The 16902-nt window shown below is 47.4% G+C and carries 10 protein-coding genes; 5 read left to right on the top strand and 5 right to left on the bottom strand.

Going from position 1 to position 16902, the window contains the following annotated elements:
* Window positions 1-70: 70 nt before the first annotated feature.
* The 3 genes from H3H32_RS36405 to H3H32_RS36395 form a co-directional block, all read right to left on the bottom strand.
* A complete protein-coding gene (locus H3H32_RS36405) occupies window positions 71-937 on the bottom strand; it encodes an FKBP-type peptidyl-prolyl cis-trans isomerase (protein WP_240543598.1) in 867 nt (288 codons plus the stop codon).
* Window positions 938-993: 56 nt separating this feature from the next.
* Window positions 994-1875 (bottom strand): FKBP-type peptidyl-prolyl cis-trans isomerase, encoded by an 882-nt coding sequence (locus H3H32_RS36400; RefSeq protein ID WP_240543597.1) that lies wholly within the window; start codon window positions 1873-1875, stop codon window positions 994-996.
* A gap of 173 nt (window positions 1876-2048) precedes the next feature.
* On the bottom strand, window positions 2049-3005 hold the full coding sequence (locus H3H32_RS36395; RefSeq protein WP_182460572.1) for a fasciclin domain-containing protein: 957 nt from the start codon (window positions 3003-3005) through the stop codon (window positions 2049-2051).
* A 286-nt stretch (window positions 3006-3291) separates the two neighbouring features.
* Here H3H32_RS36395 and uppS point away from each other — a divergent pair, with 286 nt between their 5' ends.
* From uppS to H3H32_RS36370, 5 genes are all read left to right on the top strand, one after another.
* Complete coding sequence (gene uppS / locus H3H32_RS36390) at window positions 3292-4029, top strand: undecaprenyl pyrophosphate synthase (RefSeq protein WP_182460571.1); 738 nt, start codon at window positions 3292-3294, stop codon at window positions 4027-4029.
* Window positions 4030-4138: 109 nt separating this feature from the next.
* The gene (gene bamA, locus H3H32_RS36385; protein ID WP_182460570.1) at window positions 4139-6730 is read left to right on the top strand and encodes an outer membrane protein assembly factor BamA; all 2592 of its coding nucleotides are present in this window, start codon (window positions 4139-4141) and stop codon (window positions 6728-6730) included.
* A gap of 154 nt (window positions 6731-6884) precedes the next feature.
* Window positions 6885-7457, top strand: coding sequence for an OmpH/Skp family outer membrane protein (locus H3H32_RS36380; protein WP_182460569.1), 573 nt, complete (start codon window positions 6885-6887; stop codon window positions 7455-7457).
* 109 nt (window positions 7458-7566) lie between these two features.
* Complete coding sequence (locus H3H32_RS36375; RefSeq protein ID WP_182460568.1) at window positions 7567-8235, top strand: OmpH/Skp family outer membrane protein; 669 nt, start codon at window positions 7567-7569, stop codon at window positions 8233-8235.
* A gap of 190 nt (window positions 8236-8425) precedes the next feature.
* Window positions 8426-10384: a helix-turn-helix domain-containing protein gene (locus tag H3H32_RS36370; RefSeq protein WP_182460567.1), complete on the top strand. Its 1959-nt coding sequence runs from the start codon at window positions 8426-8428 to the stop codon at window positions 10382-10384.
* 147 nt (window positions 10385-10531) lie between these two features.
* On the opposite strand, the gene H3H32_RS36365 is transcribed toward H3H32_RS36370, so the two are convergent.
* Together H3H32_RS36365 and H3H32_RS36360 are read right to left on the bottom strand one after the other, a co-directional pair.
* Window positions 10532-13447 (bottom strand): SdrD B-like domain-containing protein, encoded by a 2916-nt coding sequence (locus H3H32_RS36365; RefSeq protein ID WP_182460566.1) that lies wholly within the window; start codon window positions 13445-13447, stop codon window positions 10532-10534.
* A gap of 93 nt (window positions 13448-13540) precedes the next feature.
* Window positions 13541-16261, bottom strand: coding sequence for an SdrD B-like domain-containing protein (locus H3H32_RS36360; protein WP_182460564.1), 2721 nt, complete (start codon window positions 16259-16261; stop codon window positions 13541-13543).
* Window positions 16262-16902 lie beyond the last annotated feature (641 nt).

Genomic DNA, 16902 nt, shown 5'->3' with positions numbered 1-16902 from the left:
TTTTTCATCAAAAAAGCGCCCCATGAATTCATCATGAAGCGCTCTAAATTGATCTGAATTGGCGTTTTCCTTACTGGGCCGAAACCAGTTCGATATCGAACCGTAGGGGCGCATAGGCTGGAATAACCTGATAGCCCGTTGCGCCATAGCCAAGTTTCGATGGGAAAACAATCGTTGCCTTTTCACCAACCCGAAGTTTAGCCAGGCCTTCGGCAAAGCCCGGTACAAACTGACTGGCCAGAGCAGAATAAGTACCAGTTCCGGTACTATCGAAGGCAGATGTAGAGCGTAGCAATTTCCCTTTGTATTTGATTGTCAGTGTCTGCGTAGGCGTTGTTGCGGCCCCTGCTGCATTTTCGAGCGTTCTGACAAACCGTAGTCCGGTTGCTGTCAATTCGGTTGGAGTCATCTTGTTAGCCGTCAGATACTCATCAATCTGCTGATCTTCGCTACGGGTCCGTTTCAAGGTTACATCCAGCCGAACAGGTGCATTAGCAGGAATAACTCCATTACCTGCACCAGTTCTGCCAAATGCGTAGTACGATGGCAGCAAAATTTGAGACTGATCCCCTTCCTTCATTCGGATCAAGCCTTCGGTCATACCCGCTGTATTGTCAACGATGTAGAGATAGCTGGATTTGGTTGCGTAAGTCGAATCGACAAACGTATCGATCATCGCATTAGCACTGTTCCGAGACAACACATACAATTTATAATTAAACTCCACTTCCTGACCAACAGTCGGGATTACCGAAGAGCCACTGGGTTTGATTAAGGCATAATAGACCCCAGACGCAGTCATTGACCCTCCTAATCCTTTGGCCGCGGCATAGCTAAGAATATCGGCTTTATTGGATTCCAGAATCTGATCATCGGTAAGACCGATATCTTCTTTTTGGCAAGAGGACAGCCCACCTATTAGGAGAAGGCCAGCCATACATACAGATAGATTACGCATGAAAAATAGAAATACAACTAATTGAACTTACTGATTTATTGGGCCGAAACCACTTCAACATCATAACGTAGGGGGGCATAGGGCGACACTTTAAAAAGGGCTGTCGATTTGTCAGCAAGACCATCAGAACTATAGCCAAGTGATGATGGAAATATAAACGTTGCCTTCTCACCTACTCTTAATTTTGCTATTCCTTCGGTAAATCCAGCCACGCTGTACAGGTTCAAGCCCGTGCTCGTACTGTCGAAACCGACTGCCGTTTTAGCATGAAGCTGCTTGGCCACATACTTAATAGTTATTGTCAAATTTTTAGCTTGCGCCGAGTCCACACGCATACCTACCGCGTTTGATTTTGTCTGAAAAAAGCGCAGACCGGTTGATGTTTTCTGCGTCAGAGTTAAACCAGTGGTCGGAACGTACTCTTCAATCTGCTGATCTTCGGTCCGGGCCCGGTTCAGGGTTATATCGTACCGCACTGGCGTATTGCCAGGCACTACGCCATCTGAGCTCCCAACATCACCAAAGGCCAAAATCGAGGGCATCAATAAAATAGCCTTATCACCTTCGTGCATGAGTAACAGGCCTTCTTCTACGCCCGCTTTTAGTATGCCTTTCTTAAACGGAATAAAAAGTGGGGTTTTCGAATAGACTGTGTCAACAATTTTGGCGTTAACCACTGTCGTAGAAGTGCCTACAGTAGTACTCAATGAAGAAAGTGTATAGGTAAACTCAAGCTCCTGTCCATAAGCGGCACTTACGGTCGATGAACCTGCTGTTGTCAGTGCAAAATAGAGTCCCGAATTCGAAGTCACCGCTGTAGGTGTTGTTGACCAGGGCTGAGAGGCAATATATGTATCGATAGCGCTTATATTAGCTGTATAGGTTGCGGATTTTGAAGCGGCATCTACATCCTGCATTTTGCAGGATGCAATCCCACCCAAAAACAATAGACCAAGAACTATTAACTGAAGTTTACTCATGAAAATGACTGAACAAACATACCTTATACGCTAAACGACCCCTGATTGTGGCAATGCGTTGGTAGGCGGATGAAAATTTCTGCTTTTTTTTGACGATTATGACTGGTTCTCTATGGCTGTAGGACCTGGTCGATAATATGAATAACCCCGTTAGTGGCCGTAATATCAGCCTGTTTCACAAAGGCCGCCGTTGTATTTTTATTGCCCTTTACGGAAATCTGAGTCCCCGTCACAATAACCGTGACTTTGTTTCCACTAAGCATCGTAGACACTGTACCCGACTGAAACTGGTTGGAAAACGTTACGCCCGGTAAAACATGGTAGAATAATGTATTGGCCAGTGTTTGCGAATTCGCCGATTCGATAGCGGCCAGCGAATAATAAACTTTATCAGCCTTAAAAGCGGCATCGTTCGGCGCAAACAGCGTGGCCGTATTCGTAGCCGAGGCATTATCTAAGGTCGACAATAAGGTTGGGTTACTTGTCGCAATACGTTTGATGGCAGCCGATAAAAAAGTCAGGTTTGGGTTCGCCTGAATGGCCGTCAGCAAATTGCCGGTTGCGGGAATCAGCACCCGGTCAATAATGTGGATGTAGCCATTTGCGGTACTGATATCGGTTTGCGTCAGTTTGGCGCTATTGATATAGATCGTACCATCGGTGGTTTTATTAACAAAGGCAATGGCACTGCTGGAAGTGACCACCGAATTACTTCCTGATGGAATAGCAGCCGCAGCGACCCGGCCGTTTAGTACATGATACATGACCAGGCTCCGCACCTGATCCTTCGACATGGCCCGGATAGACGCTTCAGTAGATAAGCCTGCTGCCTGAAAAGCGGCATCGGTTGGCGCAAACAACGTCAGGTTCCCCGCCTTCAGCGCATCACTAACGCCCCCATACGCCATAGCTATCCGGAACAGCCCGAACTGGCTATCTTCCAGAACACGATCGGTAATTGTTTGAGGGCTTGCAACGGCATCATCCCGTTTCTGGCAACCCAACAACATAACCAGCAAGACAACAACTGATAGCTGGCTCAAGAATAACGAAAACGACTTAGTCATTTAAAGTGCTTAGTGAAATAATAGGTTCGTACAAAAAAAACGTACCGACCTTATTTATGTTTTCTTCCGGCAAAGATACAGAGAGTTAATCTGCGAAACAGATGGCAAATTGGCCTAACTGAGCCCGTTTATGCCGGTAACCTTTAATTAGCGCTACCTAAATCCAGCGAACGCTCACTAAGCCTAGAATCGGTAATCAGATTCGTCAAGAATGCAGGCAGTTTGTTAGGAATTAGGTAGTTTTGTAAGTTGAAAACTTAATTCTTGTTAAAACTCCTCCTTTGGAATGAAGGAACACATTGACTCGGGCAATCTGCCTCAGCACATAGCCGTTATCATGGACGGAAACGGCCGCTGGGCTAAGCGTCAAGGGGCAGCCCGGGTGTTTGGCCACCGCAACGCCATCAAGGCTGTACGCGAAGTAACAGAAGGATGCGCCGAGCTAGGCGTAAAGTATCTGACGCTCTACGCCTTTTCAACTGAAAACTGGAATCGTCCGAAATTTGAAGTAGACGCGCTCATGACGTTGCTGGTTCATACCATTCGGGGAGAAATTAAAACATTAATGGACAACAATGTACGGTTAGGAACCATTGGTGACACGAATAGTTTGCCCGCCGACTGTCGGCGTGAGCTGGCTGAGGCTATTCGGGAAACCAGCCAAAATACCGGCCTGACTCTACTTTTAGCGCTTAGCTATAGTGGCCGATGGGATATTCTACAGGCTACCCGCCAACTGGCGGCCGATGTACGCGATGGAAAGATTACCCCCGAGCAAATTGATGAAACGTTGTTTGATCAACAGCTGGCTACGGGCGGCATTCCAGATCCCGAACTAATGATCCGCACCAGTGGCGAAATGCGTATTAGCAACTTCATGCTTTGGCAATTGGCTTATGCCGAATTATACATGCCTGATGTACTCTGGCCTGATTTCCGAAAAGCACATTTGCACGAAGCTATTGTAAATTATCAGCAACGCGAACGCCGATTTGGCAAAACCAGCGAGCAATTAGTTAAATAAAGTGAAATCGGTTGTGGGGCTCAGTCAGGTAAAAAATAAGTTACGTATCTTTCAACCCTGATTGCCCAAATTGGGTCCAGACAATCAAACAGTTAACACGCATTACAACTTGGAACACCGTATAAAAGTATTATTAGGAACTACTCTCCTGCTCATTAGTTTGTTGCCCGCCAAGCTTTGGGCACAAGTACGCGTGGGCGTAGGGCGTGACAATACCCCTGCCGTAGAAAGTAATGATTTACTCAATTACGCCAGCCCGAAAGAATATGAAATTGCCGGATTAACCGTAACAGGCACCCGTTATCTGGACCCAAACTCGCTTGTGTCGCTGGCTGGTCTGAAAGTAGGGGATAAAATCCGTATTCCAGGCGAAGTTGTTGGATCTTCTGTCCGTAAATTGATGGAATCCGGCCTGCTGGATAACGTTGAATTGTTTGCCACCAATGTCAATGAAAATAAAGTTTCGCTGATGTTTCGGGTACAGGAGCGGCCCCGTCTTTACCGGGTTAGTTTCATGGGCGTAAAAAAAGGCGAACAGGATAACCTGAAAGATAAAATCAAACTTAACCTGGGTAAAATCGTGACCAACACGATTACAAAAAACACCCAGATGGCGGTGCGCAAATACTTTGTCGACAAAGGCTTTTTGAACACGAAGGTTAAAATAACCACCATTCCCGATAGCACACGCAATAACGCTACCATGCGTGTATTGGTTGACAAAGGCCAGAAAGTTAAGATTGCGAAAATTAATTTCGAAGGTGTCGACGAACTGGATGAGACTGCGGTTCGGATGAAAATGAAAAGCACGAAAGAACAGCGGTTCGGTCGTGTGTTTACCCCATCGAAATTTATTCCCAAGAAGTACGAGGAAGACAAGAAGAAACTACTTGAGTACTACAATAAACTCGGCTACCGCGATGCCATTATCGAGCACGATACGGTAGTACATAATGGTGGTAATGCAATTACCATTAACATGAAAGTAAGTGAGGGCCGTCAGTACTACTACCGTAATATTGATTTCTCGGGCAATTACCTCTATACCGCTACTCAGCTTCGTCAGGTATTAGGTATCACGAAAGGAGATGTTTATAACCCGGAGGATTTAGAAAAGCGGATGAACGGAAACCCTGGTCAGGATTTAAGTTCGCAATACATGGATTTGGGCTATCTGTATTACAACGCGCAACCCATCGAGAAAACTATCGAAGGCGATTCTATCGATCTTGAAATCCGCATCTTTGAAGGGAAACAGGCCACCATCAACAAGGTTATTCTGAACGGTAATACCAAAACCAGCGATCACGTGGTAATGCGTACCATTCGGACATTACCCGGTCAGAAATTCTCGAAAACAAACCTGATTCGTACCCAGCGTGAATTATCGACGCTCGGTTATTTCGACCCCGAAAAAATCGGCATCAACCCAATTCCACAAAGTGATGGAACGGTAGATATCGAATATACCGTCGAAGAGAAACCGTCCGACCAGATCGAATTGTCAGGTGGTTGGGGTGGTTATGTCGGCTTTGTCGGAACGCTCGGTCTAACGTTCAACAACTTCTCGGCTCGTAACATCCCGAACTTTAGCGCCTGGAAACCACTCCCTGCTGGCGATGGCCAACGCGTTCAGTTACGCTTCCAGGCCAATGGTAGCCAGTATCAAGTATACTCGCTGTCATTCACCGAACCCTGGTTAGGCGGTCGCAAACCCAACGCCTTGTCGGTAAGTGCCAGCCATACGGTTTACCGGACATTCTATGATCCTACGAACCCATATAGTATTTACCAAAGCTTACAGGGTCGTACGCCAACGGGTTCGTATACCAATACAGCCATTACGATTGGTTTAGGTCGTCAGTTAAAAATACCTGATGATTACTTCTCGTTGAGCAACTCGATTTCGTACCAACGATATGACCTTAACAACCTCGATTTGTTCTACATCGGCTACAAAGACGGTATTTCGAACAACATTACGTTCAATACGACGCTATCGCGGAACAGTATCGATAACCCACAATTCCCACGAAACGGGTCGTCATTTACATTGAGTGGTTCGTTCACTCCTCCGTATTCGGCTTGGCGTACAACAACCGCAACCGAGGCTCCGAAGGATAAATACAAGTTTGTTGAGTACCACAAATGGATGTTCGACGCTAGCTGGTTCCAGACAGTGTTTGGCAAGTTGGTATTAAACACTCGGGCTCACTTAGGTTTCCTGGGTAGCTATAACAAACGTACGGCCATCGGGCCATTCGAACGGTTTATATTGGGTGGTTCGGGCTTAGCCGGACAAGGCCAGTTTGCCCTGGCGCAGGATATTATCGGGCTACGTGGTTACGATGACCGTAGCGTTTACACTGCCGACTACGACCGCGCTGTTGATCAGACGTCTCGCAGCCAGGGTGGGGTTGTTTACAACAAATTCGTTGCTGAACTCCGTTATCCTGTTTCGCTAAACCCATCGGCAACCATCTTCGTACTGACGTTCCTGGAAGCCGGTAACAACTGGGCCAGCTACAAACAGTACAATCCATTCGATTTGAAACGGTCGATGGGCTTTGGGGCACGTATTTTCATGCCTGCCTTTGGGTTGATTGGTATTGACTACGGTTATGGCTTCGACAAAATTCCGGGTGTGAAAGACCATGCATCGGGTCAGTTCCACTTCACGATTGGTCAGCAGATTAGATAATGGATTTACGAATTACGCGTTACGAATTACGAGTTATAGACACGGGCAATCTTCCGGTTAAACTATCGTAATTCGTAACGCGTAACGGGGCCGCCCGCGCGGTCGTAAATGACTTGTTATTCAATCACTTCCTGCAAATTTTGACTGGTTCCTAATGAAAAAAGCCCTATTTATTGTACTTTTGTGCTCCGTTTGGGCAACCATTCCTGCTCAGGCCCAGAAATTCGGATACATCGATACGGAGTACATCTTTAGCAAGATGCCTGAGTATCAGAAAGCACTTAGCGAAATCGACAAGTTTGCCGATAAGTGGTCTAAAGACATTCAGGACAAATACGTTGAGATTGAGAAGCTCCAAAAAGCCTATCAGGCCGAAGAAATTCTGCTAACTGAAGACATGAAGCGCGACCGGCAAAAAGCCATTAGCGATAAAGAACGCGAAGCCCGGGATTATAACAATAAAGTATTTGGGTATCAGGGCTTGTTATTCGAAAAGAAGAAAGAGTTAATGAAAGCGCCAATGGAGCTGATTAACCGAGCGGTTGAAAAAGTATGTCTGCAGAAGAAACTGAACTTTATGTTCGACAAAGCCTCTGACTTTGTTATGCTCTATACAGACCCACGGCACGATTACTCAGACTACATTATGGAAGAATTAGGGTTAGACACTAAACCAACGGCGACCAACGGCAATCCAACAAATAAAACAACCACAAAACCTAAGTAAATACATGAATAATGTAGAATGAATAATAGATAATGATAAATCCAGCACGGTCATTATACATTTTACATTAGTCATTATTCATTAATTTAATACAAACAATCAATTCGAGATGAAGAAAAACCTCGTCATGGCGTTTGCAGCAGCCCTCTTAATGGGCGGTTTAAACGCACAGGCACAAGCCCCAACCGCAACGCCTGCTACGACCACCGCAGCTGGGCCGCTGAAGTTAGGCTATACGAACATTGACTACGTTCTATCGCAAACGCCCGAAGCAAAAGATATCCAAAACCAATTGACCATTCAGCGGACCCAGTCGGAAAATGAACTGAAGCGGATGCAAAAGGAATTGGAAGACAAGTATGGCGCTTATGAAAAAGGTGCTGCTCAAATGTCGGACGTGATCAAGAAAGACCGCGAAACCGAATTGCAGAGCCTGCAAGCCCGGATTCAGGAATTTAGCCAAACATCGCAGCAGTCGTTGCAGGCTAAATACCAACAATTGGTGAACCCAGTAGTACAGAAGATTCAGAAAGCGATTGACGCTGTTGCTAAAGAAAATGGCTACCAATACGTATTCAATCTTGACGCTGGCGCCAATACCATCCCCATTCTGCTGGTTGCTCCGGAAGAAAATAACATCACGGAACTGGTCTTAAAAAAGATGGGTATCGATCCTGCTAAAGCCGCTGCTGCTAAACCAGCTACAACAGGTGGAAGCGCTCCGGCCACAACGAAGCCTGCCGCACCAGCTTCAGGTACAGCTCCTAAGAAAAATTAATCCGATAGGTTTCGATCATAATGCAAAAGCGGCACTTCCCTGAACAGGGGAAGTGCCGCTTTTGCATTATGACTTAGTCTTAAGGCTTTAACACCCTTGTCCTATCAACCTTATTTGTATTTTTACAAGCAGTAACTTAAAAATAACCCAAGCCAATGATTGGGCCCATAAGTTAACTTGTATTGAATGCATGATAAGTTCCGACGAGTCTTTTGGAGTAAAGCTCAAGTCGCTGATTGACAAAAATTTACCTGATTCATCCCTCTCGGCCGACGTTATTTGTCGGGAAATGGGGGTTAGTCGCTCGAGTTTACATCGGCTTGTTAAAGAACATACAGACTTATCGGTCAACTTATTCATTCGGCAATGTCGATTGGAGAGAGCTAAATTTTTGCTCAAAACGACCGAATTACGCATCGCTGAAATTGCCGAGCTGGTAGGGATTCCCAACCCGCAGAATTTTAGTAAATATTTCACCGAAGCTTTCGCCGTCAGTCCTACTGAATTTAGAAGACAGAAGCCTGAATCCGAGTCGATCACTCCCGATCCAGCTCCTGAACCGGCCCTCATTCAACCGATTACAGATCCAGTATATACTCCTCAACCAGAGGACAACCTACCTGTAGTTGTTCATAAACGCCAATATAGATATCTGATAGCAGGAGTGATTGTAGCTGGCTTGGCCGGTCTGGCCCTGTATGTCTGGCTTCAATTAGGACGCCAACATCACGGGGTATCATCGTTATTGGGGACTAACCAATCCATTGCGATTCTGCCCTTCAAAAACATGGGGCCAACCGATACGGGCCCGCTGGTGGAGGGCATCACCGACGATCTGCATACCGTGTTGTCGCTGGGAGACTCCCTCAAGGTCGTTGCTCGTACCTCCTCCGACCAATACCAGAATACGAAAAAATCAATCTGGCAGATTGGTGACGAACTACAAGTAGCTAATCTACTGAAAGGCAGTGTATTGAAAAATGGCAATCAGCTTCAGGTGAAGCTCGAACTCATTCGTACAAATGACGATATTCGACTCTGGGCTAAAACGTTCAGCGGCTCCTATAATGATCTCTTTCGCCTGACCGACCAGATGGGTCAGGAAGTCCTCCAGCAACTCAATCCGTCAGGTGTTCAACGTACCCAAACGATCTCACGACCGGTACCAACCACCAATACAGTTGCCTACAATGCGTTTTTGCAGGGCCGCCAGTTAATGCTTACGCGCTCGGAGGACAAACTTAAAGCTGCGATTAGTCAGTTCGAGCAGGCCGTACAACTCGATGAGCACTTTGCCGATGCCTACGCCTATAAAGCCGTATGTTACCAGTTGCTGATCGACATGGGCTACCAAACCGGCCAGGCCATCTGGAACCAGGGAAAACAAAACGCCCTGACGGCTATCCAGTTCGACAGCACCAACAGCACGGCCTACGCCACACTCGGCAGTTTGTATGCCAATGCGTACCAATGGAAGCAGGCCGAAGCAGCCTTCCGACAGGCCTTACGCCATAACGCGAACGATGCCCAGGCTAACTACTGGTATAGCCTGCTGCTCCGGTCGGTGGGGCGGCTGAAGGAGGCCATGACATACAGCACCAAAGCCCATACCCTCGACCCACTTTATCCAGTTATTCTGACTGGGCACGTGTTAAACTGTGCCTACGCAGGCCACTTCGATCTGGCTAGTCAAACACTGGCCGATGGTAAGCTACTGTTCGGCGATTCGTTTCTGTATGCGTTTGGTCAGAGTCTCACGGCTCTGGCTAAAGACGACTACGCTCAGGCGGCTAACGCCTACCGGGAAGCGCTGCGACTGAATCCTAATCTTACGACCCAATGGCCTTCGCTCTACTACTGCGAAGCCCGGTTAGGTCAACCTGCCCACGCCCGTGCCTATCTGGCAACTCAGCCTGAAACACCCCAGATCTTGTACAACAAGGCTGTTGTATGTGCAGGCCTTGGCGACCAGGTCAATTGCCTGCGCTATCTTCGGCAAGCTGCCGACGGCGGTTATGTTTATCGAGACCTGCTGGTGTTTCCCGTCTTCCGGCCCTACCACCGTAATCCAGCGTTCCGTGCCATTCTTCGCCAGTATGGCCTACCCGATTCCCTTCCTGCCACTGCCCAAATTAGTAGTGGTTTATAAGAACGAGTATCCGTCCTAAAACCAGCTTACAAATACCTCAATCCTATAAGTCGATTGTTTTGCTTTCGCAAAACGCGAAAACAAAACAATAAAAGCATACCCGTTAGAGTATGCTTTTACTAGATAGGCTAGAGTCTTTGGTAACTGCTATCGAACTCGCTTCACTACAAAAGGGACGCACTTAGCTGGCGGACACGCGCATACCGTCTGAGCTAGATTCACCACTACATCTTTAGTACAACCGAGTCCATTAGTAATACGTACTGTGTAAGCCTGGCCGCTTGTTGCCGTTGGGTTTGGCAAATTAGCGACCAGAATACCATCGACAGGTACCGGCTGAGCTTCCCCACCAGCTACGATATGAGTCGCATCAAAACTGTTGCCGAGAGAAACCTGGTAGTAATAACTTGCCGTATCACTACCGCTTAGCTTCCAATCACTTACCAAAATCCGGCCATCTGCATTAGCTGAGGATAAGGTGGCCGAACTACAGGTTGGGCTCTGCGCATTCGCCTGATAAAGAGCAATCGAATCTTCCACAATTACGACCGGACAACAAGACCCATCAGGACACTGACCAACAACATTACCGTTGACGACCACGGAATAACTACCAGCCTGTGTAGCGGTGTAGGAACTTTCGGTAGCCCCGGTAATGACCACTCCATCCCGATACCACTGATACGTACCTAAACCAGCAGTTGTACTCAAGCCGATAGCATAGTTACTGCCTTTGCAGACATGCACAGGGGGCTGGCATGTAGCAACTGTACAGCTTTGAGGAGCCGTATAGGTTGTGCTGCTCTGGCCACAGTTGCTCAAGTTGGCAATCACGGTATGAACGAGTCCATCCGAGCTAATACCCATCAGTGAGAAGACAGCCGTCGACTGATTCGCGGTTACGGTCAATACAGTTGATACGCTGCCATCGGTAATGGTCAAACTACCGGCTCCGGCATTCGTCAAGCTCACCGTGCCTGTTAAGATATACTGATTCGTAGCTGATGTGCAGGAACCCGGTGTTACCTGTAGGGCTAACAGACAGGCCGGAGTCTGAGTAGTCACTGTAATAGAAGCGGTAGTTGTACAGGTCGGACCCGTTGTGCAAGTGGCCGAATAGACATTCGTTGGGTTAGCCGGCGTCACGCTGATACTTGACCCACTCTTTCCCGTTGACCAGGCAACCGTGCCCACACAACCAGTGGCCGATAGGCTCACAGGTGTTCCTATCATTACTAGTGTACTACTAGCACTTAGATTTAATACAGGTTGTGCCAATACCGTCACCGTACCTACGGCTGTCGTGGTTGATCCTGCAACCGTACAAGTAGCCGTGTAATTGGTGGCCTGAGTCAAAGCGGGTGTGATCAGGGTGGTTCCCGTAATGCTATTGCTCCAGGTTACGGTTCCTGTACAACCACTAGCTACAAGCGTAGCTGAACTACCATAGCACACCGTCGCCGATGTGACGACAATGCTGGCAGGCTCTGCTATCGTTACACTGGCTGTCGCACTGGTGGTGCAACTGCTGCCATTACTGACAATTACCATGTAGGTAGATACCCCAGCTGTACCGGGAGCCGCGACAGTGAGGCTCGCCACTGTCGTAGCCGTCGGTGTAGTAATGCCGGGTCCACTCCAGGTATACGTCGTAGTGCCCGATGTCGTTCCGGTCGCTGTCGCGTTTAGGCTAATCGTGCTTCCTGGCGTAGCATTCGCTGGTGTAGCGGTAGCACTCATATTGTTCGGAATCACACAGTTGCAATCTGTATAAGGCAACAAGGCTGTTACCGTCGTATAGCAACAGGGGCCGTTATAAATCACAATCGTATAACTCTGGCCACCAGCTGTGGCAGGATTAGCTAAACCCGTAAACGAAACGGCTGAAGCCGATACGGTCTGACTGCCCGTAGCCGTATAGGAAGGAATCGGTCCACTGGTAATTAAAAACGCTTTGTCGGCATTACTGATGCCCATTAGGGAAATTTGGCCGTTAGTATTAGCGGTGTTGTTGGCCACATTACAGGTAGCGGGAGTTACGCTCACACTGGCAACCGTCGTGGTTACACAAATAAAGCCCGCATCGAACGTATGATTGACACTACCCAATGCACCCGTCGTTACCGAAATGCCTGGGGCTGTAATCCCGGCTACGGTCGTGATCTGGATATCGGAATCATTTTGATCATTGGCCAGCCCACCCGTCGCATTGGCTATCGTAATACTGAAACTACCCAACGATGTACTTAAGACACCACTGGCAAACTGCCCACTCGTACCAAACAGAAGTTGATAAGCTGTGTTGGGCAACAAGGTTGTATCGGCGCTGGTGCCCGACCAGGTACCCGTGCTGAGTTTGCTCTTGTTGGAGAAATAATATTCGCCATTCACATCGGTTTGGGTTGTTGCAATTAACGTTGTGCCTTTGTAGAGGCTTACATTTACGCCACTCAATATCTTCTCACAAGCGTCCTGAATACCATCTTTATTGGTGTCAATCCAAACCCGGTTTCCAATTTCAAGATAGGTTGGCGTCGAACAGTTCAGGACTGCATCACCCAAGCCCGTCGCCTTACCAAAGATACCAGCCCCCGAGGCAGACGAATAAACAACATAGGCGCTATTGACCTGGCCATTCAAATTGTTCATATGCCGTACCCCACCAGCCTGAAAATAAGGCCCTGCATTGCTGGTTCCATCAGGTACATCCAGCGGGTCCATCGATACTGATACGACTTCGCCACTGCCCGGTAGCAGGGCCAAACCACCCACACTATTTTCGGCATGGGTAAGCCCTCCGCCCCCACCGTTGATGAAGTTATCGTTATAAAATTCGCCAAAACCGGGTCCCTGCCCATTGTTAACGCCAAACCCTGTCGTCGGTCCTGCTTTGGCATTATTTTCCAGAATATACGACGTTCCGTTACTATAGGCTCGTAAAATGTCGCCCCCAACAATTCCGCTGTAAAGCTCTTCGAAACTCGGATTTGGGTTGGTATTGTCAGGAGCTATATTAAAATAACCTGTTTGGATACCGGTCCGATCACCTAATGCCAGCACCATTGACCCGTCGACATCAAATTCAATCGACGAAAAAATAGGTTGCGGATAGATCAGGATTCGATCAAATCCAATTTTAATGGCCCAATCATCCGTCTAGGGAAACCATCCCGTTCGGCTCGGAGCAGCTCCGTCTAAAAATCCTTTAGGATACGTCAAGGGAAAATCAAAAGCTGTGCTAACGGTAGTTCCATCGAGTTCCTGAACATAGGCGCGCAAATCAGACTTGTTCTGCGAAACAGCGGCATCGCAAACCAGACCGACATACACTTTCCCTTTGTGAACTTTAACTGCCCAGGCATGTAAATTACCACTAGGGCAACTAAGCCCTTTGGCCATGTCGTACGATTTCACGTTGGCCGAGGTTGGTAATGTACCGTTAGTGTTGTAAGCTGTAATGTCTAATTCATAAAGTTTATTATCGAATAAATTCGTGAAATAGAGTTTGTTACCATCCGATGATAGATCCATCCCGCCAATTCCTAGTTTACCCGCAGCCGAGTATCCGGAAGGGTCGGCACTTGGCTTTGTCGGATCGCCCACTAAACCACGCGCGGCATTCGTAGGAATACTTCCCACGTTGATACCCAGCGTAGTAACGTCTAACAAGGACGCGGTAACTGGTGCATCAGGGTCGCTTAGGTCAGAAATATAAATACCACCCAGTCCTAAAGGGCCAAGACCCGCGTGACGTTTGACGGTAGCCGATAGAAATAACTTCTTGGTAAATTTGTTATAGGCCGTTCCCCAGGTGGTACCAACCGTTGCGGCATCAGCTACCTCCGTCATAGCTGAAGGATCATTTAAACCCGAAGTCGAGTAATCGAAGCCAACAACGGCATCGCGCGTTCCCGATGTCGGCCCATTTAAGGGATCGCCGTAGACGTAGCAGGGAACAATAATTTTCGGGTTCGATTGGCAATAATCATTCGGGTCTAAAACGCCCAAGTCGATGCCACAGGAAGGAGCCGTCACAAACTGAGTGGTAGTGCGTCCATCAGTTCCGTGGAGTGTTCCATTACTGGCATACGTTGGTAGATTGGCAAATTCCACTCTCACCGGATAGTTTGCGACAGGAATATCCAATACATAGTTTCCGTACGTATCGGTCGTTGTGGTGTACACCGTTCCATCGCAGGTAATCGCGTTGACGGTTACGCCAGCTAAGCCAGTCGTTTCGCCCGTATTGAGTACACCATCCGCGTTATAATCGTTAAAGACAGTTCCACCTGTTTGATTAGCCGTGGCGTTGCAGGTTGTTGGTGGGCAAGCAGCCGGAGCGGTATACGTTTTTGTATCCGAACAAGCTGTATTATTATCGAACGATGCAGTAATTGCCCCTCCGGCATCGGGCAAATCAATTTCAAAGGCAACCACCTGAGGAGACACAATGGTCTGACTATGACTGCCAATATTATAGCCATAGTTCACCTGGATTACACCCGGCGTGATGGTACGGGTCTGTCCGCCCAGCGTGACGGTGATGTTACCACTTGGCGCGTTGCTCCACGATACTTCCACACTGACGGTGGCTTTACTCACTCCGCTAACCGAATAACAACTTGATACCGTCGGTTTGATGTTAATAGCGCAAACCGGCGGTGTTGGGCATGTAATATCCGAACACAAAAACGCCAGCGCTTTAGCCCGTTGTAACGTAGCCTGCGAGTTATCGTACGGAATATATACACTGGCGGTAGAACTGCCCGGATCGACCTGATACACACAGGCTGTTGTTGCGCCTGAACCTACATATACCTTGGCATCAGGTCCAATCGTAATCGCCCACAATGGACTATCCGGCGCGCCAGCATTGGCAGCGGGAGCATTAGTGCCAATGCTGCTGCCCATTATATTCCCTGTTGTGGCATCCCGATGCTCTACGGCATTGTTATTAACCACCCAAAGACTACCATCCGACGCTACAGTGATACCTGCAAACAGCGCAGGAAACTTACTCACATTGACTAACGTACTGTTAACACCCAGCGTAGTTGGGTTAATCGACATGATTCGCGTCGTGGAATTGGTGGCACCTCCGTTCAAAAAATCGGTAGGGTTCCAACCCGTCGTTACATAAAGTTGACCATTCGTTGGACTTACACTAACGCCCCATAAATAATCGGTCGATAAGCCTAAGGTGCTGTTACTGGCAAAGCTGGCGTAGTTACTCGGGATACCTAAACTAACATCATACCGGTAAAGACCATGCTGGGCGGCTACATACAGATTGTTTCCCGATGCGTCTACCGCTAAGCTTAAGGCGTAATCAGAAGGCAGGTTAATGCTTCCCTGCAACCCTGCACTCGTGTATACACCGATTTGGCTGGCTCCTAGTGTAGTGACATAGATTCGTTTGTGGGCGATATCAACGGCGACCCCTTCCGAGGCATCAGTGTCAATCCCAGGTGCACAGCCATTGGTCGCATAAGTTGGCGAGTTGCCCGCGCCTGTATATGGGAAGTCGAAAATGTGCAACGTACCCGAAGAAGCCCCCTGCGGATAATCAGCCACAAACAGAAACTGATCACCTGTACAGATTGTACTAGCTACCGTGCTAGTGGGTTGGATCTTACTGGCTTTGGACAAGGTTTCTACTGAACGATACCCCTTATACGACACTACCTCAGCGAGCTTATCGTATTGATGGGCTAACCAATCATAGGCAGTTGACGAATCCCCATTGGCAGAGACTTTATCGACCCCGATAAAGACGGCCAATAGTACCACACACAAAAGGGGAAATGGCAAGCGAAAAGGAACTAGTGAGCGAGCAGTAGCGAACCACGCTCTACGAGTGGTAAAATTGTTTTTCACGAAAAATATAGTTTACGGTGGCGGTTAAACTAGTATAAGCCTTACTAAATGATGTCCAGATACAGCCCCAAACATCAACTACAAACTGCTTACGAACAGGCTCATAATTGCCCAAAATCTGATGAATAGCAGCCTGAAAAAAACATGCTGGTTTACGGTGAAGGCAATAGCAGGCCCCTACTACCAAATATTAGTAGTTCGTACTCTTTGAAGCTGATTGGCTAGATTGATATAGACTTGTAGAGGCTAGTCAATTGTCGAGCTATTCCGATAAAGTTGTTATAATACCCAAACTGACTGGTATTAGCATCAGGAGGGCTGTGTTTACCGGTTGGGTCGCCTAAATCAAAACGGACGGAGAACATCATCGGGATCATTTTTTTGCAAAGTAGATGTATACACGTATGATATATGACTAAAAGTCAATTTTATCAACTCTTCTATTTAGTTCGTGACAAGAAATATGCCATAACATTATAGTGAATGTGCCAACATGTAAAAGCACAATTTTTCTCTTTTAAGTAAATAGAAACAGGTCTGGATACTATATATACGATTTTATCAATTTTAATGCCATCATTTAAAAAAGTGGCCATTAAATATACTATTTAATCTAAAAAGATTATTTTTAATACTACAAG

It is taken from the genome of Spirosoma foliorum, assembly GCF_014117325.1.
Classification (GTDB): domain Bacteria; phylum Bacteroidota; class Bacteroidia; order Cytophagales; family Spirosomataceae; genus Spirosoma; species Spirosoma foliorum.
This window is presented reverse-complemented; position numbering and strand designations above follow the sequence as displayed.